The organism is Tunturibacter gelidoferens (assembly GCF_040358255.1).
GTDB lineage: Bacteria > Acidobacteriota > Terriglobia > Terriglobales > Acidobacteriaceae > Edaphobacter > Edaphobacter gelidiferens.
This window is the reverse complement of record NZ_CP132938.1, coordinates 2,904,978-2,931,068: the sequence shown is the minus strand read 5'-3', so window position 1 is coordinate 2,931,068 and position 26,091 is coordinate 2,904,978. Positions and strand designations below refer to the sequence as shown.

At 56.0% G+C, this 26,091-nt stretch carries 22 protein-coding genes; 7 read left to right on the top strand and 15 right to left on the bottom strand.

Annotated elements, in window-relative coordinates; all coding sequences use genetic code 11:
• Positions 1-34: 34 nt before the first annotated feature.
• The 4 genes from RBB81_RS13075 to RBB81_RS13060 all read right to left on the bottom strand — a co-directional run bounded on the left by RBB81_RS13075 (position 35) and on the right by RBB81_RS13060 (position 3,025).
• On the bottom strand, positions 35-463 hold the full coding sequence (locus tag RBB81_RS13075) for a hypothetical protein (protein WP_353070932.1): 429 nt from the start codon (positions 461-463) through the stop codon (positions 35-37).
• Positions 463-1,647 (bottom strand): molybdopterin-dependent oxidoreductase, encoded by a 1,185-nt coding sequence (locus RBB81_RS13070; protein ID WP_353070931.1) that lies wholly within the window; start codon positions 1,645-1,647, stop codon positions 463-465. The genes RBB81_RS13075 and RBB81_RS13070 overlap by 1 nt, the downstream gene beginning before the upstream one ends.
• Positions 1,648-1,823: 176 nt before the next feature.
• Positions 1,824-2,039: a hypothetical protein gene (locus RBB81_RS13065; RefSeq protein ID WP_353070930.1), complete on the bottom strand. Its 216-nt coding sequence runs from the start codon at positions 2,037-2,039 to the stop codon at positions 1,824-1,826.
• A 275-nt stretch (positions 2,040-2,314) separates the two neighbouring features.
• Complete coding sequence (locus RBB81_RS13060; RefSeq protein WP_353070929.1) at positions 2,315-3,025, bottom strand: hypothetical protein; 711 nt, start codon at positions 3,023-3,025, stop codon at positions 2,315-2,317.
• Between the two features lie 932 nt (positions 3,026-3,957).
• Between RBB81_RS13060 and RBB81_RS13055 the strand changes: the two genes are divergently transcribed.
• The 3 genes from RBB81_RS13055 to RBB81_RS13045 all read left to right on the top strand — a co-directional run bounded on the left by RBB81_RS13055 (position 3,958) and on the right by RBB81_RS13045 (position 7,161).
• Positions 3,958-4,260, top strand: coding sequence for a hypothetical protein (locus tag RBB81_RS13055; RefSeq protein ID WP_353070928.1), 303 nt, complete (start codon positions 3,958-3,960; stop codon positions 4,258-4,260).
• 357 nt (positions 4,261-4,617) lie between these two features.
• On the top strand, positions 4,618-6,687 hold the full coding sequence (locus tag RBB81_RS13050) for a PAS domain-containing protein (protein WP_353070927.1): 2,070 nt from the start codon (positions 4,618-4,620) through the stop codon (positions 6,685-6,687).
• A 333-nt stretch (positions 6,688-7,020) separates the two neighbouring features.
• The gene (locus RBB81_RS13045; protein WP_353070926.1) at positions 7,021-7,161 is read left to right on the top strand and encodes a carboxypeptidase-like regulatory domain-containing protein; all 141 of its coding nucleotides are present in this window, start codon (positions 7,021-7,023) and stop codon (positions 7,159-7,161) included.
• Between the two features lie 92 nt (positions 7,162-7,253).
• On the opposite strand, the gene RBB81_RS13040 is transcribed toward RBB81_RS13045, so the two are convergent.
• The 10 genes from RBB81_RS13040 to RBB81_RS12995 form a co-directional block, all read right to left on the bottom strand.
• Positions 7,254-8,465 (bottom strand): alpha/beta hydrolase, encoded by a 1,212-nt coding sequence (locus tag RBB81_RS13040; RefSeq protein WP_353070925.1) that lies wholly within the window; start codon positions 8,463-8,465, stop codon positions 7,254-7,256.
• Positions 8,466-8,854: 389 nt separating this feature from the next.
• Entirely contained in the window at positions 8,855-9,385 is a 531-nt protein-coding gene (locus RBB81_RS13035; protein ID WP_353070924.1) for a hypothetical protein, read from the bottom strand.
• The gene (locus RBB81_RS13030; protein WP_353070923.1) at positions 9,382-9,612 is read right to left on the bottom strand and encodes a hypothetical protein; all 231 of its coding nucleotides are present in this window, start codon (positions 9,610-9,612) and stop codon (positions 9,382-9,384) included. The genes RBB81_RS13035 and RBB81_RS13030 overlap by 4 nt, the downstream gene beginning before the upstream one ends.
• An 86-nt stretch (positions 9,613-9,698) precedes the next feature.
• On the bottom strand, positions 9,699-10,658 hold the full coding sequence (locus tag RBB81_RS13025) for a sugar phosphate isomerase/epimerase family protein (RefSeq protein WP_353070922.1): 960 nt from the start codon (positions 10,656-10,658) through the stop codon (positions 9,699-9,701).
• A gap of 338 nt (positions 10,659-10,996) precedes the next feature.
• Complete coding sequence (locus tag RBB81_RS13020) at positions 10,997-11,797, bottom strand: Gfo/Idh/MocA family protein (protein WP_353070921.1); 801 nt, start codon at positions 11,795-11,797, stop codon at positions 10,997-10,999.
• Between the two features lie 103 nt (positions 11,798-11,900).
• Positions 11,901-12,917 (bottom strand): TolB family protein, encoded by a 1,017-nt coding sequence (locus RBB81_RS13015; protein ID WP_353070920.1) that lies wholly within the window; start codon positions 12,915-12,917, stop codon positions 11,901-11,903.
• A gap of 90 nt (positions 12,918-13,007) precedes the next feature.
• A complete protein-coding gene (locus RBB81_RS13010) occupies positions 13,008-13,949 on the bottom strand; it encodes a sugar phosphate isomerase/epimerase family protein (RefSeq protein WP_353070919.1) in 942 nt (313 codons plus the stop codon).
• A gap of 144 nt (positions 13,950-14,093) precedes the next feature.
• Positions 14,094-14,471, bottom strand: coding sequence for a hypothetical protein (locus tag RBB81_RS13005; protein WP_353070918.1), 378 nt, complete (start codon positions 14,469-14,471; stop codon positions 14,094-14,096).
• Positions 14,472-14,684: 213 nt separating this feature from the next.
• Positions 14,685-18,098, bottom strand: coding sequence for a carboxypeptidase regulatory-like domain-containing protein (locus tag RBB81_RS13000; protein ID WP_353070917.1), 3,414 nt, complete (start codon positions 18,096-18,098; stop codon positions 14,685-14,687).
• 158 nt (positions 18,099-18,256) lie between these two features.
• Positions 18,257-19,726 carry a hypothetical protein gene (locus RBB81_RS12995; protein ID WP_353070916.1) on the bottom strand — a complete coding sequence of 490 codons (1,470 nt, stop codon included), beginning with the start codon at positions 19,724-19,726 and terminating at the stop codon, positions 18,257-18,259.
• A gap of 231 nt (positions 19,727-19,957) precedes the next feature.
• Between RBB81_RS12995 and RBB81_RS12990 the strand changes: the two genes are divergently transcribed.
• Positions 19,958-20,629 (top strand): TetR/AcrR family transcriptional regulator, encoded by a 672-nt coding sequence (locus RBB81_RS12990; protein ID WP_353070915.1) that lies wholly within the window; start codon positions 19,958-19,960, stop codon positions 20,627-20,629.
• A 235-nt stretch (positions 20,630-20,864) separates the two neighbouring features.
• Here RBB81_RS12990 and RBB81_RS12985 read toward each other — a convergent pair whose 3' ends face one another.
• Positions 20,865-21,596 (bottom strand): TetR/AcrR family transcriptional regulator, encoded by a 732-nt coding sequence (locus RBB81_RS12985; RefSeq protein WP_353070914.1) that lies wholly within the window; start codon positions 21,594-21,596, stop codon positions 20,865-20,867.
• A gap of 169 nt (positions 21,597-21,765) precedes the next feature.
• On the opposite strand from RBB81_RS12985, the gene RBB81_RS12980 reads away from it, so the two are divergent.
• Genes RBB81_RS12980 through RBB81_RS12970 form a run of 3 tightly spaced genes read left to right on the top strand, consistent with a single transcriptional unit; the run spans position 21,766 to position 25,950 of the window.
• Positions 21,766-23,124: a TolC family protein gene (locus RBB81_RS12980; protein WP_353070913.1), complete on the top strand. Its 1,359-nt coding sequence runs from the start codon at positions 21,766-21,768 to the stop codon at positions 23,122-23,124.
• Positions 23,125-24,342: an HlyD family secretion protein gene (locus RBB81_RS12975; protein WP_353070912.1), complete on the top strand. Its 1,218-nt coding sequence runs from the start codon at positions 23,125-23,127 to the stop codon at positions 24,340-24,342.
• A 3-nt stretch (positions 24,343-24,345) separates the two neighbouring features.
• The gene (locus RBB81_RS12970; protein ID WP_353070911.1) at positions 24,346-25,950 is read left to right on the top strand and encodes a DHA2 family efflux MFS transporter permease subunit; all 1,605 of its coding nucleotides are present in this window, start codon (positions 24,346-24,348) and stop codon (positions 25,948-25,950) included.
• Positions 25,951-26,091 lie beyond the last annotated feature (141 nt).

The window sequence follows — 26,091 nt, the reverse complement described above, 5'->3', positions numbered from 1 at the left end:
AAAACGTGTTTGTTGTGTCCAGCGAAGGGGGTAGCTACTTCAGTTTGGAATTCGATTGAGCCGGCATATCCTCTTTGCCATGCCAGGCAACGAGATAGTTGACGATCTCTCTTTCCTGTTCAGGAACGATAGGCGCCCCGTAACCCTTGACCATCTTGTGTACTTCAGCCGTCCAGGTCTTTCGCGGAAAGGCGGGCTGGTTGAGCACGTATCGAGCCGAATGGCAAATGACACACTGCGTCGCGAAGACATCTTGTCCAGGTCCCGGTGGCAGATCGGGCGAATGATATTCCAAGTCAATCTCCTTTACGGGCTTCACTTCCGTCAGGCGCGAAACCGGAATCACCGGTTCTTGCTGGGGCAACGCTGCGTTGCGTTCCCGGCCAGCCCGTCCCCACAAGGCATAGACCAGGATCGCCACAGCAACGATCAACAATAAGACGACAACACGCAGAGTCTGCATTACGCTACCACCTCCACATCGATCGTCTGGATGACATTGCGACAATATCCGCCGTGGTTCCACTCATTGGTCGTCTGCGTTTCTCCGGCGGCATTGCTCGCACGGCACTGCAGGCTGTACCGGCGAATTTCGGTAGGACGCCAGTTCATTCGCCATCGCCTCCACGAGTATTTGTCGATCACACGGTCCAGTACCGCTTCGGTCCAGGTGCGCCCGGCGTCTGTCGATACTTCCACGCGCCGAATGCCCGTGCCATCATCGACGGCAATGCCCTGGATCTCGACCGGCGAGTCCTTCTTCAATTGCGCGGAGAATTCCGGCGTCACAAAGACCGCTCGTGTCGGATGACGGGTGATCGGGGTACTCTGCTCGCTGGGGTGTTTTGGGTCTTCGGAATAGTCCGGCGTCGTCGGAACTCGATACGCCGTATCCACCCAGAAGTTATGCAGCGGCTCCGCGCGGACGGTGATCTGGCTTAGAGCCTTGACCCAGTACGTGGCGAACCAGCCAGGCACCACCAGGCGCACTGGAAATCCGTTCAGCATCGGCAGCGGCTCGCCATTCATTTCGTAAGCGATGATCGAATCTCCGTTCAGTGCGTGATCGATCGTCAGCGGCTTTTCAAAGTGAGGAGATGCCTGCAGGGGAGGTACATCCACGCCGCGAAAACTCGCCTCCACGGCTCCCGCCCTGACTCCCGCTGCGTTCAGCACATCCTTCAATCGAGCCCCAACATAGCGTGCATTTCCCATCGCACCGTTGGTCCACTGCGCACCAGGTACTTGCGGACGGAAGAAGCTGCGCGAGTTGCCCGAGCACTGGCTGAAGGCGGTCAACGTCACAGGTTCAAACTTCGTTCGCAAGTCGTCAAACGATAGCTGTAGCGGTCGATTAACTGCGCCGATCACCTGCGTTCTGAATGTTCGCAGGTCGACACGCGTTGGTAACCCAGCGTAGTGCCAGCGAACAAAATAAGCATCGTTGGGAGTCAAATCGTGCAAAAAGAAATGCACGGGTGTTTCAAGAAGAGGCGGCCGGTCCGCCAGCATCATGAGGTCGGTCTTTTCGGGATAACGGGCCCAGGTCCTAAGATTCGATCCCATCCCTTTGGACTCAGGGACGCCGGCATCGATCACCGTCCGCGCGATTGAACCGTTCTTGCAAGCGGCAAGAAAAGCGGCCATTCCCAGCATTCCTGTGGCCCTGAGAAAATCACGACGTGCGCTTTTCACTTTAACTCAACTCCATCCTCGCCTCTCAACGATGGTCTGTTCGCGACACAGACCAGCTTCCTGTTTTATGAACTCTTCAATTCCAAGGTTGAAGAGCTCCTTGCCATACGCGAACCGAGAGTTCGTCCTTACGTGACCGTATAAAATGCAATCGCAATAACGAAGGCGATCAGGCAGAGCACCATGAAAATGGAAATTCCAGATATAACGTCGTCGAAATTACGATGCCCGATCGACCCAAAGTTCTCAGTGTCAACAACACGCTTGGATTCGGCATTTAGATCGTTAGTGAAATCGGCTATGAGATGGTTCGCTGTACTTGTCTTTAGCTGTCGAATGTTCATGACAGTCTCCTGGTTCCTAATCAGTCTTTAAATGGGGAGGGTTGCAGCGCTCTGGTATCTTCTCGTGCAGGTAGTTGGACAACATTTACCGCGTCCACAGATTGTTGCAATTGTGTTTGAACCATATGCATTGACATGTTGCCCTGAATTGCTCGGGAGAGACTCTTTCGTGGGACAGAAAGAGCGCTCTCGTTGGACCATGGAGGTCAGCGCTCCGGCTACGGCACTCCATGGCGGTTTGATGGGGAGAGCGATTAGCTGCTCTCCCCCGTATTTCAGTTACTGGATAGTTGCATTAGATGGGTTTTGTAGTCGTTTTCCACGCTGAGTCGACGGATCACTGTCAACCCACCGCTCCCGAGCAGAAACGTTGTTCCGGTGTCTCCGTTTACAACCCGGTGTTTGACCTCCTTCACGGTTGTGACCAGAAGTGGATCGGAAGGAGACGAGATATCAATCACCTGGTAGTCGCGGGGGATGGCTCGTATGTAGTTGTATGGTTCGCTGATCAACATGAATGCCTGTTCGCCGAGAGGCTCGGTAGAACCGGACTCGGACAAGCCCGAGATGATCTTCACCGTGGGCTTTATTGCGGTATGCAGATCGAGGACGGCGACACCCTTCCCATCCCGGAACCTAATCAGTTCCGCCCGACCGCCCACTGGACGAACAAAGTCGAAGGGCACAGGTGAGGTCAACATAGTAGACGAGACGAACTTGATCTTGCTCGGATCGGTGACGTTAAATGTAGTGAGGCGAGCGCCTTGCTGTTGTTCGATGTAGAGGTAGGTGCTTCCGTCATTGTCAGAGTATAGGAAGAACGAATTTCCTGGAGTCTGGGCCTGCTCTGGCAGATCCGTAGGTTGAAGGACTATGATGTCGTTCGACTTGGAACGCACCTCGGCGTGGACGGCACTCACGCTGATCAGGGCCAGCAATGCAGACATTGCGAAGGTGGCCGCGCGCTTTGACGATATTGCTTTCATGACACTCTCCTTGATCTTGATTCATCTGCTGCGTCTGCTTAGTGACCTGCGCTTTGCCTGAAGGTTCGAAGCGCGAAGACCTACAGGTTGGTGTTGCAGTCCACCTCACCTGTGAGTTCCGCTGTGGATTCTGCAACCCACATGCCAATTCAAAATTGACCACCCCTAGCAAGGTGCGTTCCAAGGGCGTCGGCTAACCAACGCGTTTTCTGTTACTCCCGTAGAATCTGTCCTGCCTGACGAAATGAAATGCGATCAGAGGTTGGCTCGGAGTTTCCTCAAGGGTGGGTTACCCCGACGTTTGGGTTGGTGCGAAGGGGTGTTGGTGCGAAGGGCCACACGCCTTTATCAGAGAGAGATGAGATCGAATTCCTGAGCGTTCCTTCGCTGCGGATTCTGAAAGAATTTCTTAGGCGTCGCGTGGCTGCCTTTTTAGAGGCGCTCATTCGTTTGCAGCCCGCGACCAGTTCGCTGCTTGCGCCAGTCGTCGATTCGGATAGATATTTCTGCGCCTTTAACCATGTCCGAAGATTGAATGCGTTTATGCAAATGCAAAACACATTCGCAGGGATAAAGCCATACTGCGACGTGTGCAACCCGATTACACAGACGATGAGACTGTTGACGCCCGAAACAACAAGACCGGTCCACATCTTTCTTCCGACCAGGACCGTCGCGACGACGGTGAGAAAACAAGATAGATAGTCCAACCGGAACATCGCCACAGCGCGCCTCGGATCTTTATTGCTGCCGCCATGTGTAAGGCAAATTGCATGCCAAAGGCGCGGCGCTACAACGCAAGAAGTGGTTAACGGCTGACAATAAAGAAGTTAGGCTAAAGAACAGGTGAGATTTGCAAATGTCACATCAGGGTTGAGTGACGGCGTGACGATGACGAGATACCGTCATTGTGTCGTCACCTTGACAGCCTCATGAGAAATTCCACTCAGCGGAGAGATCCGAAGAACTTGGGGACCGACATGCAGAAGCATGGAACGCTGAAGGACACTCAAGGCATTCTTCGGCACGCCAGCATCCGCACGACGGGCGATATCTATGTCCAATTGATCGATGCAAGCGTTCAGCAGGCCGTGAACTCGCGCACGGATGCTGTGCTCAAAGACTGGACTGCGCCGGTCGAAAACATGGGAGTGGAAGGGCGGAACTTGAAGGGTATTTCAGCAATTCGGCGAAGTTCGGCGAAGCCGGAAGAGGAGGCGCCTTTAAGTTGTTAATTTTATGGCTCCTGAGCTAGGACTCGACCCTACAACCCTTCGGTTAACAGGCGGTCATGAAGGCCGGAGAATATGTGTTTTCAATGGAGTACTGAGGAGCGCACAGGAGGATTTGGAGTCCCTGCGGAGCACAATTCGGTGAAGAATTTGGTGAAGTTCTGTTCTCGATCTTGGCCGTGGAAGAGCAGATCCCATATTGGAATCTTCGCACCCTAGGCGTTTGTCCACGGCTTCGTCATCAAAGTCACCTAGCACTCGCGCCACTTCACGCCCACGTATTGCAAATTCCGGCCCAGTAACTCAGAATCGTAACAACGTTCAAAAAGAACCCCAACGAGTCCCTTGGGGGGGCGCGCGATGGACTTAACCACAAGAGTTAGGAATCTGCTGCGAACCAACGACACGTTGCCTACAACGAGCCGCGAGCGCGAGGCCGCGGTAAATCAGCTGCGGCGCAGCGAAGCGTATTTGGCGGAAGCGCAGAGGCTAACCAAGACGGGCAGTTGGGCTTTCACCCCTGGCAAAGAAGGCTGGAATTATTGGTCCGACGAGCTGTTCCGAATTCTTGAAGTCGACCCCCGGCAGGGTCCGCTCTTGCTCGAGCTGATGGGCCAGCGAGTCCACCCGGAGGATCGCCAGCAGGTAGTCGACCGGTACCTGAAGGCACTGAATGACAAGGAAGATTATGTTCTCGATCACCGCATGCTGTATCCGGACGGGCGCCTGAAGTACTTCCACACGATTGGTCATCCCATATTCAACGATGCTGGAGAGATCGCTGAGTTCGTGGGCACGTCAGTCGACGTGACGGAGCAAAAGCGCATCGAAGAAGCTTTGCGTCGGAGCGAGGCGTATTTGGCCGAAGGGCAGCGCCTGACGCATACGGGTAGCTGGAGCCTTAACGCTGCCACGCGGCAGATCTTTCACTCGTCCGCAGAACATACTGGTATGTTTGGCTTTGATCCGGAAAAGGGACTGCCCTCTTTCGAAGATTTCCTCCAGCGTATTCATCCCGAAGATCAGGAATACGTGCTTGAGACTCTCCAAACGTTGATGCGATCCGGCGAAGATCTGGATTTGCGGTACCGAATCGCGGCCCCTGACTGTCCGGTGAGATATATGCACACAATCGGTCATCCTGTTCTTAAAGAATCCAGCGCGCCCGGCGAGTACGTTGGCATCACCATCGACACTACCGAACGCAGGCGGTTGGATCAGGAGCGCGAGCAGGCGGAGAACCGGCTGCGACGCAGCGAAGCATATCTGGCGGAGGCACAGAGACTCAGCCACACCGGCAGTTGGGCGCTCGATCCCGCCACCGGCAAGATCATCTACTATTCGGAGGAAATGTTTCGGATTATGGGGCTCGAACCGACGCTTGACCCACCGGATTCGGAAGCGATCTCGCAGCGAATCCACCCTGAAGATATTCCTCCAATTATCGAGGGCATTGAGCGAACTCTGGCGGCTTCCAAAAAGTGTTGGATCGTAATGGATCAAACGACCGGTTCACAGGGACTTGAGGCACTATTGAAGGAGTTGCAAGCTGAACTCGAATTCCGGGTTGTGTCGCCCGATGGGACCCTGAAGTATGTCCGTTCATACGGGCATCCGATAGTCGATAAAACAGGACATCTTACCGAATTCGTAGGAACAATTGTCGATGTGACAGAGCAGAAAAAAGCCGAATTCGAGCGCGAACGACTCCGACAGTGGGAGGCAGATCTCGCTCATATGAATCGGATAAGTATGCTGGGCGAATTGGCGGCGTCGATCTCTCACGAATTGAAACAGCCCATCGCGGCAGGAATCATAAGCGCCAGCACAACGTTGAATTGGCTGGCGCGTGACGAGCCCAATGTAGAAGAGGCTCGGGAGACAGCAACGGCCACCCTGAAGGCTGGAAAGCGCGCCGCAGAAATAATCGACCATGTGCGGGCGCTCTACACGAAGGCTCCTCCCAAACGCGAATTGTTGGACGGAAACGAAATTATTCGCGAAATTGTGGCGCTGTTGTGGGTTGAGGCCAACCGTTACAAAGTCTCGATGCATACCGATTTCGCCGCCGAAGTCCCCATGATCATGTCAGACCGCGTGCAACTGCAGCAGGTGCTCATGAATCTGATGCTCAACGCGATCGAAGCAATGAAAGAGACCGGTGGATCACTTTCAGTCAAGTCGCGACTGAATCAGGAAGGCCTGTTCCAGATTTCGGTCAGCGATACAGGCCCAGGCTTGCCGGCGGCGAAGGAAAAACAGATATTCGAGCCGTTTTTCACGACCAAACCGCAAGGTAGCGGGATGGGGTTGGCAATCTGCCGCTCGATTGTTGAATCTCATGGCGGTTGCTTGTGGGCCGCTCCGAATGGCGATCGCGGTGCGTGCTTTAATTTCACCCTTCCGGTGGCAAATCATTACGAGACATAATTGGTTCCATTGTGGTCTGCTCCTAGCTGGCCCGCCGGATCCGAGAAGATTGAGAGATTCACTCTCGCCCCAATAGGCGATCATTCAACAACCCAGATACGATGATGTGCACAATTTCGCTGGAGCGTTAGGATGATTTTTATCGCACAGGACGTAAGGAAACTCACTTCTCTGCGCGAAGGAGAGTCCAGACGTAGGAACTCCGTGTGCAGATGGACCGGGCTGTTCAGCTTTGGCTCGTCGGTGTGACTGGCTCTGTCGATCGTTTTTGGGATCCGAACTGCAGACCAGCGTGCGGCGGCGCAGAGCACTACGGCCGACATTCTGCGAACGGTGACTGACACGACAGGCGCGATCATGCCGGGCGCGAAGGTCACGGTGACCGCATTGGCGACTAGTGAGAAACGCGAGGCAGCCGCCAACGCCGCAGGCGAATATGGTAAGCAGGAAGTTGCGGCGATTCATCATCTCTAGCGTTAGGCCGACGGCGCACTGGGTTTGCCGTCGGCGTTGCAAAACACGAAGTAATTCATCGAAAATCCTTCTTCTTCAAGGTTGCCCGCGAATTACTTCTTGTCGATCCGATACCCCTGCCACAGGTATTCGAGCGCCTCAGGCATCGTCTGCATCCTCACCGCCCAGTCGGCATGTCCCGCATTCCGTGCGAACACAAATTGATAGTGATACCCCTTGTCTGCCAGCGCCGCTGCCATCTGCTCGTGGGCCAGCACCGAGTCATGCATGTTGTCGTGCATCACGTTAGGGTTCAGCACATCACTGTCACCTATTTCCATCCAGATGCGAATCGGCTTTGCCGACGAGACAGGAATCAGATGTTCGTGGAACTCCCAGGCTCCGTGCGGAGTCTCGGGGTTATACGGCCATTGCTGATTCTCAAATGTTCCCGAGAAGGTCAGCACCCGGTGATAAAGGTCCAGGTGATACCAGGCCATGGCCAGAGCGCACCCCCCTCCCGAACTCGTGCCCATCGACGCGCGGCCATCGGGGTCGTGTGTCAGCTTTACATGTGCCTCGGCCTCCACGCGCGGCAACACTTCCTTCTCAACCCACTCGGCAAAGAGCCCCGACATCGTGTTATATTCCAGCCCCCGCTCGCTGCCTTGCGCGTCGCCCCCACCGCTGCCTATCGAAATCGCAACCATCGCCGGAATGCGATGCTCCGCAATGAGATTGTTGAGCACGAGAAAGAGGGGCCGGTCGGGGCCGTCCGTACCCACGATGAAAGGCGACGTGGTTCCCGGCTTGTATTGGCTCGGCACGTAGACGGCCACGTGCCGCGTGTAAGGAGCGGGATGACTCGTTCTGACAATCAGCTTCGCAGGATCGGCCGGATCGGGCGTGCCAAACGTCCCCGGATCCCGGGCAATGCCGGGATAGATCTTGCTATCGGTCGACTTCATCTCGAATTCGATCACTTTACCTTGCGGCACACCGGGCTCCGGCTTCACTTCGGGAGCTGGCGTATGCGTGGGCCCAAGGATGAAGTTCCCGTCGGCATTCACGGGGGGGAGGGCGCCGTCCAGCAAATCCTTCGCTGCCACAAACCCTGGCGTATGCGGATCGCGCGTCGGATTCTTTCCCCATCCGGCAGACGCACTCTGAGATGGCGAGGGCGCTACGCCTCGGGTGGCGGTGAAGAGGCCGTCGACGTTGAAGGGCTTAACTAGGACGGTTCCGGCAATCTTACCCGAGTCATCCACGGTTCCTGTGTAAATGAGGGTAAACGAAATGTGGTTGTACTCCCCTTCATGTTGCAAAGTGACCTTAATTCCATCGACGGTGCCGGTGACCTGGCGATCCTTATCTAGAAATTCGCAGCTTCCCGTAATCTTGTTGTCAGTTACGACAAGCTTGCAATCCTCGTCGGTTGCGTTTCCGTTGAGGTTGTAATGAAAGGTCTACGGGCCTGCCAGGTTTTGCGCTGGGAGCGCAGGCGACGCAAACAGGAGGGCGGTAAACAGGAGGGTAGATGCTGCGGGAAGTCTCTTCATCATGAGTCACCTTTCGGATTTCCGGTATTCGCCGGGATCGAGTTCAATGCCCTCTTCGTTGAATGAATCAATACAGGGCACGAGATGGAATCCAAGCTCCTGAGGTTCGTTTGGTGCCTTCTAGCGTGCGGGCCGACGGTGCGCCGGGTTCGCCGTCAGCGTTGTAAGCGGTGATGCGATATTTGGCACCCATCAGGCCTTTGAAGCCGAGATCCGGCCAACCCACGTCGGAGTCCATTGCGCACTTGTCGCAGACGAGCTCCCAGTTGCCGTCGGGCATGGGAGCGTTCGACGCTGTAATTGACCGCGCCGACCGATCCGCGCCAACGGACGATGCCGAGGCTCTTGGTGGTAATGACGGGAGCGGGCGGGACGGGGTGCGGCGGCACAGGCAGGCCCGCCATTTTGAAGGCGTGACTGCGGAGCATCTCGGCGCGGGCGCGCATCTCTGCACTCGAGTTAACGAGGGTGTCGATACCGCCGTAATAGAGCGACCACCACTGGCCGGCGTCGCTACCGGCGGCTTTCACGTGGCGGATGTCATTCGTAGGCATGACCATTGGCTGCCAGCCGCATTCGAGGGCGTGGGCGTAGAAGGCCCAGAAGCCGTCGCCGGAAATTTTGGGATCGGACTCCATCGCGGTTAGTGCGGCCTGGAAGTCGTCGCGTGTGGGCCAGTCGGTCACGTCCCAGCCGTATTCGCAGACGGAGTAGGTTTTGCCGTGCGATGTGACGAGTGCGGCGTCCTTGAGAGAGAAGCCAGTATCAATCCCAGCGCCTGCGCAAAAGCAATGCTGCCGTTCTGGCTCGGCGTCAAACCGAAGCGGTCGGAGAGATTCGGCAGGATGGTGCCCAGCGTGGCGGCGACCAGGCCATAGACAAAGATTGCCAGAATGACGGCGAGAATCAACATAAACGCGGCATACCTTTCCAGATCAGCGTGTTCTCATACATGCAGCCATCGGATGCGCCAAAGGAAATGCCAGCGCTACTGAAGCATCAAACCCACCACGCCGCGGCGGGCGGTTGACTGATCACTACATCCTGCAGGAAATGCGCAGCCTTGCTAAGTCCTTCTTCCGGCGCGAGCAGGCTGTCTTCATGTTCGATGGAAAGCACATGGTCATAGCCCAACATGCGAAGCGTGGAAACGAACTCCTTCCACCACTCGGCTCCGTGCCCAAATCCACACGTGCGGAAGATCCAGCCGCGGTTGCGCTCGTCGGTATAGGACTTGGTGTCCAGCACTCCGGTGCGCGGCAGGCTGGCTGCATAGAACTGCGTAACCTGGGCATGCACGTGAAGGATCGCATCGCCCAACACGCGGATCGCCGCCACCGGATCGATATTCTGCCAGAACATGTGGCTGGGATCGTAGTTGCATCCAATCGACGGACCAGCAATCTCACGCAGCCGCAGCATCGTTTCCGGACTATAGACCACAAAGCCCGGATGCATTTCGATGACAATCTTTATGCGGTGCCTAGCAGCGAACTCCGCATGTTTCCCCCAATAAGGCTTAACAGCTTCTGCCCACTGCCACTCCAGCACCTCGCGATACACCGGGGGCCACGGACAGGTCACCCAGTTCGGCTGCTTCGCATCCGGAGAGTCGCCAGGGCATCCTGAAAAATCAACCACCTCCGGCACGCCCAGCTTTTCTGCCAGCAGGATTGTCTTGCGCGAAGTCTCCTGCGCCTTCTCCGCGATCTCTCCGTTGGGATGCAGTGGATTTTCGTGGCAGCTCAAAGCGCTGATGCTCGCGCCGTGCCGCTCAAGCGTCCGACGAAATTCATTTAGCTCGCCCGGATTGTCCAGCATGGAGAGCTTGCAGTGTGCGTCGCCCGGATAGTTTCCAGTGCCCAACTCGACCGTATGGATCCCCAGCCCGCTCAATTTACTGAGGACATCGTCCAGGGGCAACTGCGAAAGAAGCGGCGTGAACACTCCAAGTTTCATTAAATTGATTCCTCCTGCCAGCCGGCGGTGCGGGTTTGCCTGCTTGCCGCTTCAGAGATGCCGGGAACATACATGACCCGCTCCCAGGTGCTGCCGATGCGTGACTGCGCAACATGGCCTCGACAACGCATGCCGAGCGATAGCCATCGCAAAATGTCGGCAGCATCTGTGGCTTCACTTCGGGGATGCCGTTTTCACGGACCCAGCAATACGCGTCGCGAATAACGTTGTAAAAGGCATCAGACCCGGACTCCTGATGCCCACCGGGAAGATGAGTGTAGGGACGAACTTCCGGAGCCACCAATGTGGGGTCTTTGGTCATCACGCAGTTGGGGCGGTCATGGTAGCCGATCCACAGCTCGTTCTGCTGCTCCTGTTTCCACTTCAGAGACATGGCCGCACCACAAACCTCTGCAGGTCGTTCTTGTGGCCTGGCAGCGCCTGGCCGACCGACAGAGAGCCCTTAGCGCCATTCTCAAAACGCAGAGCACGCTGGCCAGATCCTCGCCGTCGACCCTCACCGGGTTATCCTTCATCGAGTTATCGGTTGAAAAGGCGTCGGCAGAAACTCCGGTCGTGTACCGCACCGGAATCGTGGTACTCAGATCGGCGATGACAGCCTCGATCGTCGCTCCGGATACATGCTCCACCAAGTCGCACCAGTGGGAACCGATATCGCCCAGCGCCGAACTTGTGCCACCCTTCAGCGGGTCTGATCGCCACGAATACACATGCGGGTCGGTCATCCAGTCTTGAAGATAGACGCCATGCACAAAACGCAACTCGCCGAGTTCGCCCTTGGCGACCATGCAGCGCGCCTGCTGTACAAGCGGGTTGCCGCGGTAATTGAACGTCACCACGTGCGCTACTTTGGCTTCCAGCGCTGCGTCCCGCAGCTTACGGCCTTCTTCCGCCGTCATCGCCAGTGGTTTGTCCGAGATCACATGCTTCCCCGCCTGCAGCGCCGCCATTGTCACGGGAAAGTGCAGATAGTTCGGCGTAGTGTTGTGAACCACGTCGATATCGGGATCGGCAATCAGATCGTGATAGTCGCCATAGGCTCGACTTACGCCTAGCTGCTTGGCCTTGCGAACTGCAGAATCCTGGGTCGAACCGGCGATGCCAAACGATGTCGACATCGCCCAGTCTGCGCACAGCATCGATATGATGCGCGGCGATAAAACCTGGACCTACTAACCCCATTCCAATCTTTTTCACGCACATGGCTCCAAAGAATCTGCTTTACTTCGCCTGCTCAGTAATTTTTTCGTACTCGGTCCAGACAAACCTCTTGGAGTCCGGCGACCAGCCACCGGTATTGCCCGCGCCCTGCCCACCGAAGAAGGTCCTCACCGTCGTCAATTCGGCGCCTTTTGCGCCAACGCCGTTCTCGAGGCGCAGCATCTTGATCTTCATACCCTCCCCGATGTACGAGTGATCTGGATGATCCATCGGGTAAGAAATGGTGTAGAGCCACTTGCCATCTGGAGAGATGTGCGGAAACCAGTCCTGCGTGTCTCCACTGTTGGTGATCTTCTCGGCCAGATTGTCGTCCGGCCCTGCGCCGTCGGCTGGCATGCGCCACGCATCCCACTTGCTTGAGCGCTTCGAGCAGAAGTAAACCCACTTGCCATCGGCTGAGTACTCGGGACCATCATCCTCTGCTTTGTTTGTGGTCATCCGCAACTCGCCGCTTCCGTCCGAGCCGATCCGATAGATGTCCGCATTGTTGTCGACGATCCCGGTGTAAACGAGGTATTTACTATCGGGCGACCACCCATGCAGCCAGCCCAGATGAACCTCATGCAGCGTGCTCCCATCCAGATTCATGATGAGGATTGGATTATGAATATCCGCCGCACTTCGCATGTTTTTCGGCAATGGCAGCGTGATACCGCTGACGGCGATCTGCTTGCTGTCCCATGAGAGGGCATGATCGTTGGTGAGCAGGACCTTCGGGTCCCCATAGATCTTCTCGGGTTTCCCTATGTTGGTGCCGCTCATGGGAATTCGATAAATGCTGCCGCCCATGTCGGAGACGACGTACTTTCTGTCGGAAGTCCAGTTAGGTGCGTGCCACTCTCCCTCGATGGTGAAGAGCGGCGTCGTGGTCTTCTTCTGTACGTTGTAGATCACGAAATGGGTGCGGTATTTCGTGCCGGACTGAAATGGGTTTTGCGCTACAAGCCCCGCAGTAGCGAAAATCAGCAACAGAGACAAGCCAGAAAGCAACATAAAACTCCAGCGTATTGACTTCACAGTGAATCTCCTAAAAAACGAGCGATGTTGAGATCCTTCATCAATTCTGACCGGCGGTTCGCGTCAGCGCGGAAATCGCGCCGACCCTTCCTAACTGAGGAGTGATTTGAGATAGCGGCAATCGATAGCAGCCGCCTCCAGGGCTGGAACTTCCTTGAACGGCGGTTCCTGCTCCACAAATATGTGCTTCACTCCAGCCTTGAACCCCGCTTCGATAATCGGCTTGTAATCAATGCTTCCGCGGCCGATTTCCGTCGATATCGGCAGGTCAGGGGAGTGGGAAAACATCGCACCCATCGTGGTGACCGGCTTTGTGATATTTTTGAAATCCTTGACGTGCAGCATCGCAAAGCGATCACCGTGCCGGGTGAGATAGTCGATTGGATCCTTGCCGGCTACCTTCATCCACCCGCAATCTGCCTCGAATTTCACAAGCGATGGATCTGTCTCCTGCAAGAGAATTTCATAGCCTGTCTTGCCGCCGCCCAGGTCCCGGAATTCAAACATGTGATTATGGTAGGCGTATTGCAAGCCAGCTGCCTTAGCCTTTTGCCCAATCCCATTGGCCTTCGCAGCTATGCCCGTGAAATCGTCGACGGACAGGCTATCCACGACCTTGAAGAATTCCTGGATCCCTTTGGGATCTTGGAAATTAATAGGGGAGCCATCGGGGAGAAGCACAGAGCTGACAGCATATTCCACTCCCAATGTTTTGGCATCATCGAGCAGTTTGTCGGTGTCCTGCATTCCAAACCCGAGATGAGCGCTGGGAGCCCGCAGTCCGACATCTCGCAGCAAGTCACGGAATTGTGCGGCGGATAGTTTTCCAAACCCCGCCGTCTCAACTTCGGAGTAGCCGATCTCTGCGAGCTTCTTGAGAGTACCGACGGGATCTTTCGTAAGCTCGGCATTCACCATGTAGAGCTGAATGCCTGCGGGCAATCCGTGGGTTCCCCGGGTCTGCTGCGAGAATGCGGCGGCGGCAAGCGCTCCGCCAGCCAAAGGAAAGAAACGTCGTCGAGAAATCGTCATATTTGCTCTCCGCATGTGCATAATCTGCTTCATCATCAGGATCCCAGGTGGCACGTGTACTTGGTTTCGTAGCCGCGCCAGGACTAGCCGTCAAAATGCTCCGCCGAACTCGGGCGAGCGAACGTCGGGCAGTCAAGAGTCCACCTACTTGTCCGTTTCTTTGGGAGCCGGGATAGCGGTGAAGTCGCCTGTAACGCCAAAGGGCTGTACTTCGACGGTACCCGCAATCTTGCCCGAGTCACCCAGGGTTGCCGTGTAGATGAGGGTAATCGGAGCGCCGCTGTAGTCCGATTCGTATTGCCAAGTGACCTTATTTCCATCGACGGTGCCGGTGACCTGATGATCTTTGTCCTGAGCTTTGCAGGTGCCCGTGATCTTGTTATCGGTCACGACGAGCTTGCATTTCTGGTCGCTTTCGTTTCCGGCGATGTTGCTGTGGATGGCCCACTGTCGTGTCAGGTTTGGCGATGCGAAAGCAGACGATGCAAACAGGAGGGCAGATATTGCGAGAAGTCTATTCATTGTTAGTCACCTTTCGGATTTACGGTGTTGGATGGATCAATTTCATATGAACTCCGCCAGGATGTCCGGTGGAGTTCGAGTCGGAGCAAGGTAGAGCAAAACTTGCTGTTGAACCTCTACCGAACGTTATCGAGATTTCGTACAGCGAACTCCTTACGGCAGCTTAGAAATAGATGAGGCGGCGTTTGCCGCCTCATCCGAGGACGGGATCGACTAGAACAGGAGCTTCAGAGCAAACTGAAACTGCCGAGGGTTGATGTTGGATACGGTCGAGGTAATGGTGCCAAAGCCGCCAGCACTCGTGGGCGTGTCACCCGGCAGCAAGCCAACCGAAGTGCAACCCGGGGTCGTAGCGCTGCAGAAGTTAGGATTGTCTCCCGCTTTAATCGGGTACAGAAAACCATGTTGCTTGCCTTCCGTCCACCCGCTGATAGTCGAATTTGGAGGCAGGAAGTTGGGCGTGTTGGAGATGTTGTAGGCCTCGGCCCGAAACTGTAGCGTCATCTTTTCGGGCAGCTCGAAGTTCTTGAAGATCGACAGATCCGCGCGCCGAGTATGCGGTCCGAAGAACTGATAACTCGCCTCATTGCCAGGAGTCCCGGCAGGCTGTGCCGTAAAAGCATTCGGGTTCAGCCAGTTCGTAAGGCTTGCATTGGTAGCCTTGTAGGACTGGCCTGCGATTATGCTGGGCCGGTCGATGGTGATGGTGGGCAGATTGATCTGCGCGGAGCCGTTCGCATTGGTCCAGCCATTAAGCACCTGAAATGCCTGCCCCGTCTGCCAGAAGAGGATCAGGTTGCTGGTCCAGCCCTTGGCGAGGAGCGCCATAGCTCCACTCATTTTATTGCCGAACGGCAGCGCATAGCTCCACGTGGTGGCAAAACGTTGCCGGATGTCGATGCCTGCATTGCCGTAGTCGTAATGCGGGTTCGTTGGAATCAGGCCTGCGCCATTCGTCGAAGAGCCGCTACCCACGGCTCCATCGGTCAGATCGTGCGCCCAGGTGTAGTTGGCATTGAACTCGAGACCTTTGGTGAACCGACGGGCAAAGATCGCCTGCAGGGCGTAGTAGCTGCTGGTGCCCTCACCTCCGTAATGCGCGATCGTGCTTACGTTCGGCAGCGAAGTAGCGGTTAAGAGCGACGGAGGCGCCTGCGGCCCCCTGGTCGCGTCGTTGGCGTACGGCCCGTTTGGGTTGGGAAGGTTGATTGTGGTGTCGTAATTGACGTGCCGACCCAGTTCGCCAATGCCTCCGAGGGTGAAGACATTCGCGCCAATCTGCTGCTGCAACATCAGGTTGAATTGCTGCACGTAAGCGGTGTTGAAGTTGCGGGACAAACTAGTGAGCGATCCGGAGAGATTCGTCGTAGACGATGGCGTCGGCACAGGCAAATTCGGCCACCAGCCGAAGCAGGGGATGCAGGTGTTTGCGTAGTTGAAGGGTGGATTGGCGGCTTGAAGAGCAGTCCCAAAATCGAGGGGGTAATAACTGATTCCATAGCCACCGCGCACCACAGTCCCGGGACGGACGGAGGCCGAGAATCCAACGCGCGGCGCGAAGTTCGTGTAGTTGGTCTTGATGCCGATGTGCGGGTCCGTTGTTCCTTGTATCAAGGTAAGGGTCGAGTAGTCGAAGTTCGCGTACCGGTTGTGCGCCTCAGTGATGGGCGTGTATATGTCATAGCGGAGACCGAGGTTCAGGGTCAACTTGCTGTTGACACGCCAGTCATCCGCCACATAGTAGCCCTCTTCCCATCCTCTGTATCCAGGCTGGATGAGCTGATTGCCGCGGATATAGCCGAGCGGCAAGCCGGTCAACATGTCTTCCGCCGAATTTCCCGTCAGGCCCGCGTAGTAGATCCAGCCCAGTGGGAATTGGCTTTGGGAGTAATTGAGTTGCCGACGGGTAATTTGGACGCCGCCTTTGATGTTGTGCACGCCGTGCGTATAGATCAACGACCCGTTGTAGATAAACGTATTGTTGGTGTCGACGATGGGAGAGAAGATCGAATCGCCCAGATTTGCATACCCGCCCGTGAGAAAGTCGGTTGGTGCCAGTCCCGTAGTATTCGGCGCCGCCGGCGTGTTGGCGTTCTCAAGCCCGATCGCGGAAGAGACATTCTCGCCGTAGTTGAGGTTCTTCGAGAAGATAGCGATGCGCGTATAGCCCGTCTTGAGCTCCATCAATAGGTTTGGCGTAAACGGGTGATCGTAGACAAACGCAACCCCATGAGCCTTGGTCGTCGAGTCGCCTGGAAAACCATTTACATTGCCGCTGGGCTGAACACTGACACCGGCGACATTTACCGCTGGGAAATAGCCCGGAACGCTAGCGTTTACGCTATTGTAGGAGTAGCGGCCGAAGAGCGTGTCGCCGTTCGAAAAGTGCTGATCGATTCGCCCGTCGGCAGAGAGTGTCGTCTGCGGCTGCTTGACTACGTTCGAATAATTGTTGGAAGTCGCGGTCGAGGAGACGTTCGGGCATGGGAACATCGAGAAGTACGCCTTGCCAACCGGGTCGGCAAAGGCGGAGGGTACTACGGTGCCGCCGTTATCGCTGAAGTCGTAGTTGCCGGTGGTATTGCCAGGGCAGCCTGGGTTCTCCCGGACACTCGGGACAGTGAGCAAACCCGAGGAGAGCCCCTGAATCACGCGATTGTCCTGGACATCGGCGAAAAAGAACGTCTTGTTTTTCACGATGGGGCCGCCGACGCTACCGCCAAACTGATTCTGGCGGTATTCGGGCTTGGGAGTCGTTCCGGCCTTCGCAAACCAATCGCGCGCGTTAAAGATGTCGTTGCGGAAATACTCGAAGGCCGATCCGTGGAAGGTGTTGGTTCCCGACTTCGTAATGATGTTGACCACCGCGCCGGCGGCGCGGCCCACTTCGGCGCTGAAGTTGTTGGTCTGCACCTGTACTTCGGCGATGGCGTCAATCGAGGGAGAAACACCAATGAATCCCTGTTCGCGCTCGTTGTTGTCCATGCCGTCAATCATCTCGTTGTTGAAGCTATCCGATTGGCCATTGGCCACAACCGTCGAAGTCGCGGCGCGGTTGTCGGGGCGCTGGCCTGAAGAGATGGAAGAGCTCTGGCCCTGGTTCACGCCAGCCTGCACCTGCACCAGGTTGATGAAATTGCGCCCGTTCAGGGGTAGGTCCTGCACCGACTTCTCGGTAACGGTACTCTGCACGGTAGAGCTGTCGGTCTGTAGAAGCGGTGCCGCAGAGGTAACCTCCACCGTCTCTTCCACGTTGCCGGGCTCCATCTTCTCGTTTTCGCGCAGACGGTCGCCGGCGGCCAGAGCAAAGCCAGGGATAACCAGCTTCTTGAAACCGTTGGCCTCGATGGTCACCGTGTATTGGCCCGGATTGAGCAGATTGAACGTGTAATCCCCGGTATCGTTGGTCGTTGCGATACCAGCAACCTTAGTTCCAGCGTTGGTGAGCGTCACTTTGGCGCCAGGGATCACAGCGCCGGTCGTATCGGTGACAGTACCAATAACGTCCCCAGTGGAGAGTTGAGCCTGGGCAAACCTGGTGAAGAAGAGCGAAGAGAGAGCCACCAGCCCGTATGCGAAAATCATCAGGCGCAGCCTGCGCTGGCTGAACATTCTTTGTTGCATCATTGTCGTCCTCCTAATCATTCGTTCTTTCTTTGTTCCGCTGTTCCCTTTTGAAATCCGGAAGTTTGAGCGGGATAGAAAAACGGACGAACGCTTGCCGCTTTGTCGTTTCTACGGCTATGTTCCCGTGCGGACCATTCGCATCTGTGCGCGTCTTTGAGCTAACGATCTGCCGAAGGTTCGCTTGCTCTGCCGTCTGCGTTATAGGCGGTAACGCGATACTTAGCGCCGAAGATGCTCAGAGACGGCTTGGGGTCGATCCAAGGCGTATCTGCGTCCGTGGCGCACTTGTCGCAGATGACCGTCCAGGTGTCCTTGTCCTTGCGCTCGATGGAATACTTGACCGCGCCTGCGGAACCGCGCCAGGCGACCAGGCCGCCGCCCTCGAAGGTGACCATGGGAGCAGGCGGAATCGCGTGCGGAGGCACGGGAACGCCCGCGATCTCGAATGCGTGTGCACGCAAGAGCTCGGCTCGGGCGGCCATATCCTCTTTGGTCATGATGACGGTGTTGATGCCGCCGTAGTAGAGAGCCCACCACTGGCCGGTTTCGCCCCTCTTGGCGTACGTCTCGTCGGGAACGTTGGCGGGGATGGGCTGCCAGCCAAAGTTGTCGTTGTGGGCCTGCAGCGCCCAGAAGAGATCACCAGAGATTTTGGGGTCGTCCTTCATGGCAGTAAGGACCTTCTCCAGATCGGCCTGCGTGGCCCAGTCGGTAACGTCCCAACCGAATTCAGTCACAACATAGACTTTCCCGTGGCCGGTGACCAGGGCCGCTTGCTTCGGGAAGCTCTCAGCCGTGGTCCCTGGACCACCCATGCTGAAGACGGCCTCCCAGTGGGGATAGTATTCAGAGGTGATGATGTCGGGAGTCTTGCTGTCGAGAAATGCGCCGGCCTTGTCGAGGGCGAGGATATAGCTGTTGTCCTCGTAGAGGTGCTTCTTATCGATGGACTTGATGAAGGCGCCGATGGTGTCGACCCACTTGACGATGGAGGCCGCGTTGGGCCCGCCGTCGGTTAGGGACGCCACGATGCCGCAACCGTTGCAGTTCTGCCAGGCGAGAATGGTGGGATCGTCCTTGTAGTAGACGCCGGTGAGGGAGTTCTTGTGATTCAGGAGCGCCTCGATATGTTTTTCAAAACGGGCGCTGATGACGGGATCGGTGAAGAAGTCCTTGCTGCCGGCAGCGCCGCGATCTTTGAAGTACTCACCGGCGCCGCTTTGCTTGCAGTTGGCACAGTCGCCGACAAGGGTGACAATCAGGCGCAGGCCACGGTCATGGGCGGCCTTAAGGACGTAGTCAAGGTGCCTGAAAGCCTCCTGATTGAACTGGCCAAGCTTCGGTTCGATGCAGAGATCGCAACCGATGCTGTCGCCCATAGTTTGCGAACGGATGACGCGGGCCCCCATCATTTTGGCGGTGTCAAGAGCATCATCGACTTCAAAATGGCTGGGATAGCGGGGCCCCGTGGGATCGATCGGGCCGTAGGCTTCCAGGCCGAGCCATTCAATATTGGGGCCGCTGTAGCGGAAGGTTTCGCCGCCAAGGGTCAGGCGGGTTCCGTCGCGCTGGACAAATTCATCGTTGTGCTCGGTTTGCGCCGAACTCCGAGCACACAATAACATCACGGCCATAGCCAAAAGGGTCACAGAAGTGAACGTGCCCCTAAGTAAGTGAGTTTTCCCCATCTTCATCCTCCTCCAACCACATCCGTCATCCACGCCCTGAACTGCAAGAATCTTGCATACGCTTCTAGCTATTCCTTTCAGGGACTAAAAGGAGGGGATTGATCAGCGGTCCGAACAATAATGGTAGTTACATTCATTTGTCAATGACTATCTTTTAAATGTAAATTCCATTTGACAATCAATACCGCGATGCAAGAGCATGTAGGCAGTAAGATACTGCGGCGCAAGGGGATGTTTGGCATGGGTTTACGAGAGACAAAGGCGAAGAAAACTCGAAAGCGGATTCTTAGCGAGGCATTGCAACTATTCGGACGCAATGGCTACGAGCAGACCACCATGGAAGCGATCGCGGAAGCCGCCGAAGTCAGTCCTTCCACCCTATACCGCTACTTTCTTACTAAGGATCTGATCCTTCTTGACCCGTTGGTCGGTTACGACCTCATCGCATCCTTTTCCCTGCATGCGGTGAACCTCCCGGTGGAGGAGGCACTCGCCAAAGCAATCTTGGAATGGGCCAAATGGCAAGATACGAATGCGGAGGAAATACTGCGGGTTCGCTCGCTCATCGATCAAAACATAATGCCACGTGCAAGAGTGTGGGATCTTATTTCCCAATCGGAGCGGGATTTGAACGCACGTTTGGCGGAGAAACTCCATCTGCCTGAGGATGATCTACAGGTTGTGCTCTCGGTGCGCCTGCTCTTTCTCACTATCACCTACACGGTAGCGGACCTATGGAAAGCAAGCGCTGGCAGATCCTCAGCCGTTGCAATTGCAGAGCAGGTGCTGAGAATGTTCGCGGAGCACAAAGTCCTCATACCACGAAAAGCACCTCGCCGATGAGTGCACCCTCATGACTATGCACGAAGCCATTGAGCATCTCGCTTTATATTCCATTGTCGACTCCAAGTATTTTCCTTATTTTCGGTAACGTTACTCATTGCGTTCGGTGAACTTTGGAGCGACTTCCATGTAATGCATGGAATGGGAGCGCCGAGATATACGCGGGGTCAATGGATAGCAACTATAAAAATAATGCGGGCCTGAGGAAACGAGGCCGCGCAGAGCCACCGTCGATTTACCTGCGCACAAGAGTATCAAAGAGCTCCCCGACCAACGTTTGCAGATGTTTTGCCGGAAGCAGAGATGGCCGAAAGTCGCTTTCGAGCCTCATGCCGCTTAGTGCGCCGCCAAGAGCTGCCAACCGCCGATCTAGGGTTTCTCTCGCTCTTCTCGATGACCGGTTGCCAAAGAGCAAAGAGGGGAGGTCTTTGGCAAAATCACCGAATAACTCATCGTGAAGCTTTAGGAGCCTTTCCTTTGACTCCGGACGCCGTACCGCATAGAGCTTGAATTCCAGCGTGAGCGCCCCCAATGATGGATCGACAACCTGGTCGATGAACCATTGCCGCATGATTCCAAGACGCTTGCCCATCTCAGGTTCTGCTTTCACTCCCAGGTACATGGCTTCAAATCGCCTCTGAACGTGCTGTTTCATGAGTGCGAGGAAAACTTCCTCTTTGCTCGCGTATTGTGCATAGATCGCCCCGCGAGAGCAGCCGGCTCGCGCCGCCACCTGCTCGAGTTGGCTGTGTTCGAAACCCAGTTCCGTAAAAACCGCCAGGGCTGCGTCAAGGATTCTGGTATTGGTCGCAATGCGTCGTGCCTGAGGCTCTTTTTTCGCCTGAGCCTTTTCTGTGGGTGTTCGAGGCATAAACAATTTTAGCTGATTTCGTGACAATTCTTTCGAACCATGGTTATGATAAAAACAGACGTGTATGTTTTTTTCATCGAGAAGTTCGTGCAACATTGGGATCCGCTCTTCTTGCGCCCTTGCCCTCTTGCTCATCGGCGCCGCAGACGGGAGAAGTCAAACTTCGGGCTCGTCAACGCACGCAGTCCAGCTTCCACTCTCAGGGCGGAGTTCCAGCGGGGGGGGCACGGTGCAGCAGACCGCTGTGCCAACGGCTGGATCGAGCGTGACCACTCTCAATTCCCAAGTGCAGGTACAGGCGCCTTATAGCGGAAGCATTCCTGGCAATGACAACCCGCAGGGCACAATCACATTGACCATTCAGGAAGCGGTGCGCCGCGGCCTTGGAACCAATTTGGGAAAGATCGGCGCTGACACTGCGTCGCAGCAGTCATACGCTCAACGACTCTCTGCTCGCAGTTCCTTTCTGCCGACAATTAGTGCCTCCATATCGGAAAACGCTGAAAAAGTGAATCTTGCAGCGGAAGGATTCAGCGCCAGTGCTTTCGGCGTCTCAGGATTCAACTTTCCCACCGTTGTAGGCCCATTCCATTTCTACGACGCTCGCGGAACTTTGCAGCAAGATCTGCTGGACTTCACCGCAATCCATAACCTCAGATCAGCTCGCCAATCTGAGAATGCCGCGAAATTCAACACTACTCAGGCACGCGAAGAGGTTGTCCTCGCCGTAACCGGGACCTACCTGCAACTGATGGCGACTATCGCCGAGGTCGAGGCGCAACGCGCCGAGGTCCAGTACGCCGAGACCAGTTACAAACAGGCACGCGCGCAGGCTGACGCAGGCGACAAGGCCCCGATCGACGCCAATCGCAGTCTCGTTGAACTACAGACCGAACAACAGCGTCTGCGCTCGCAGTTGGGTGATCTGCGAAAGCAGAAAAACACGCTCGTCCGCTTGATCGGATTGCCATTGAGCGTAGACCTGCAAATCACCGAGAAGCTGCAAGCCCAGCCCTCCGACACAACGTCAGTGGAAGCAGCGGTGCGCCGCTCCTGGGAGCAGCGTCAGGATCTAAAATCAGCCGCGGCTCAACTCCACGCAGCGGAAGAAGCCCGTAAAGCTGCCGGAGCCGAGTATCTGCCATCCGCTACCGTCAACGGCTATTTTGGGATCGAGGGGATCAATCCCAACCAGGGCAATGGCGTCTTTCAAGGTTCCGCGACACTGAATATCCCCCTTTTCAACGGGGGTCGCATTCACGCCGACACCATCCAGGCGGAGGCCGTGATCACCCAGCGCCGTGCGGAACTTTCGAGCGAACGCGGTGATGTGGAACTGGATGTGCGCAATGCTTATATCGATCTAAGTGTGGCCAATGATCAGATCATCACGGCGGAAAGCAATCGCAAGCTGGCGCTGGCGACCTTGCAGCAATCCCAAGATCGCTTTGCTGTAGGGGTCGCCGATTCCGTCGAAGTAGTCAACTCGCAGCAGGCGCTAGCCGCGGCAGATCATGACTACATCAGCAGCCTGCTCGCTCAGAATTTGGCCAAGGTCACCCTGGCGCACGCCATGGGCGAAGCCGAAAAAGACATCCTCGAATTGTTCAAAGGAAGCAATTAAATGAGTGCTGAAACAGAGACGCTAGCTGTAGAACCGGTCGAGCCGCCCCAGAAGACCCGGCGTGTTAGTCGGGTCGTTCTCGGCATTGTATTGATTGTACTGATTGCCGCAGGTATCAGCTGGTATCTCTACTCTTCGGGTTTTGAAAATACGGACGATGCCCAGGTCGACGGTCATCTGAACCCGGTTGCCTCGCGCATCGACGGCACCATTAAGGCGGTTCGAGTCGATGACAACCAAACTGTCCAAGCCGGAGAGTTGTTGGTTGAGCTCGATCCCAGCGACGATCAGATATCACTTCATCAGGCTCAGGCGCAGTATGACCAAGCCATGGCACAGTTGGGCGCGGCTCATCCGAATCTTCAAATCACACGTATCGGCAACACCGGCGATCTTACATCGCAACAGGCCGAGGTGGTCGGTGCTGAAGCGACTTTCGCCGCAGCGCAGCATGACTTGGACAGTGCCGAGGCAAAACTCAAGGAATCCCAGGCAGTAAACGACCGCAACCAGGCCGACTTTACGCGCCATCAGACTCTGTATGACAAGCAAGAGGTTTCGCGGGCAGATTACGACCAATACAAGGCAACCGCTACCGCTCAAGCCCAAACCGTCGTCTCGAACCAGGCTGCCGTAGCGTCCGCGCAAAAGACCGTAGAACAACGCATGGCTCAGCTCACCGAGCAGCGCAGCAAGCTGAAGCAGACCGAGAACAGTGCTCCTTTGCAGGTTGCCATTCGCGAGGCGAACATTAAGAGTCAGCAGGCCAACGCCGAGTCTGCTCAGGCTGTCCTGGAACAGAGCCGGTTAAATCTTTCTTACGGCCGGCTAATCGCGCCAGTCTCCGGAGTCATCACCCAGCGCAGCGCCGAAGTAGGCGCGCGCATCTCCAAGGGCCAGCAGTTGTTCATGATTGTTCAAACCAATGACCTTTGGGTCACCGCCAACTTCAAGGAAACGCAGCTGGCTCGCATTCACCCAAACCAGCACGTACGCATTCACGTGGACGCTCTTATTGCGGACTTTGACGGCATCGTCGAAAGCATGCCCGCCGTCACCGGATCCCGCACCAGCGTGTTGCCGCCGGAGAACGCCACAGGCAACTACGTCAAGGTGATCCAACGCCTTCCTGTTCGCATCCGCTTCAACAGCGGCCAGAAGGACCTGGACAAGCTTCGTCCCGGGATGTCTGTGGAACCCAAGGTATCTCTGGATTAATTCATGGCCCAGGAAAACGAAATCTCGAATCCAACGCGCCTGCCGGAGACAAAGCCCCTCATCAATCCCTGGATCGTGGCCGTCACCGTAACGCTGGCTACCTTTATGGAGGTACTCGACTCTTCCATCGCCAATGTTGCGCTGCCTCATATCGCCGGCACACTTGGCGCAAGTTCTGATGAGAGCACCTGGGTCATCACCAGTTATTTGGTTTCCAGCGCGATCGTCTTGCCCATGAGCGGCTGGCTTTCCAATATCATCGGCCGGAAGCGCTTCTACATGATGTGTGTCGCCATGTTCACCATCAGTTCCTTTCTCTGTGCGCTGGCGCCCACTCTCCCGATGCTCATCCTCTTCCGCGTGCTGCAGGGCGCAGGAGGAGGCGGGCTCCAACCCAGTGAGCAAGCCATCCTTGCCGACACCTTCTCCGCCAAACAGCGCGGCATGGCATTCGCCCTGTATGGAATGGCGGTCGTCGTCGCGCCAGCTATTGGACCTACTCTGGGCGGCTGGATCACCGACAACTATAGCTGGCACTGGATTTTTCTCATCAATGTGCCCATCGGCATCCTTTCGCTCGTGCTCACCCAACGCGTTGTAAGAGATCCGGAATATCTCAGGAACCTCAAGAAATCCAAGCTCCGTGTGGATTACATGGGCATCAGCCTAATTGTGATCGGCGTAGGCTTTTTACAGTACGTGCTCGATAAAGGCCAGGAAAACGACTGGTTCTCTTCGCGAGTAATTTTTGTCAGCGCCATGATCGCTGGTGTCGCACTCGTCGCATTGGTTGTTCGCGAGATCACGCATGAGAATCCGATTATGGATCTGCGGTTGCTGAACCGACGCAACTTTGCCGCCGCGGCTGCGTTCAGCTTCATTCTCGGCATCGTGCTCAACGGCAGTACCATCCTGCTGCCGCAGTTCTTGCAGAATGATCTTGGCTATACGGCGCAGCAGGCCGGCATGGCGCTCTCGCCGGGAGGAATCGCGCTCGCAGTCATGATGCCCGTTGCTGGCATCCTGGCCATGAAGTTTGACCCCCGCGCCATCATCGCCATCGGTTTTGCCATCACTTCTTTTGGTCTCTTTCACGTCACTAACATTTATCTCGGTGTCAGCTTCAACACGATGATCGCTGACCGTGTCATCCAGGTCATCGGCATCCCGCTAATCTTCATCCCCATCAGTACCTTGAACTATGTAGGAATTCCGCAGGAGAAGTTCAACCAAGTCTCCGGCATCAGCAACTTCATGCGTAACCTTGGCGGCGGCATCGGCGTCTCGCTGCTCGGTAACTTCATCACCCAACAAGGACAGATTCACCGCACGGGCTTAACCGCTCATACCAACCACGCTAACCCCTTCTTCGAATCTCAACTCAACGCCATAGCGGCAAGCTTCCGAGCAGCTGGCGCGGGTACGGCCGAGGCATCGCATAAAGCCCTTGCCCAGCTCTCCGCGCAAGTCGACCTGCAATCCAATGCGCTTGCCTTCGTAAACGCATTCTGGCTCATGGGCGCAGTAGTGCTTCTGCTGACGCCATTGCCCTTCCTCATGTGCCGGCCAAGCCCTGGAGAAGCAAAAGCCTCTGCAGCGATGCACTAGTCCAGTCCATTAGGAGGGTCTGATGCTCCGCAGTGACGGCGACGGAACCTGTGGCGGTTGCTCGGGATCGAGAACAAAGTGGCGGGCCAGTGCGATCGTTTCTCTTGGCGTGTTAGCGATTCAGGCCCAATCGCAATGAAT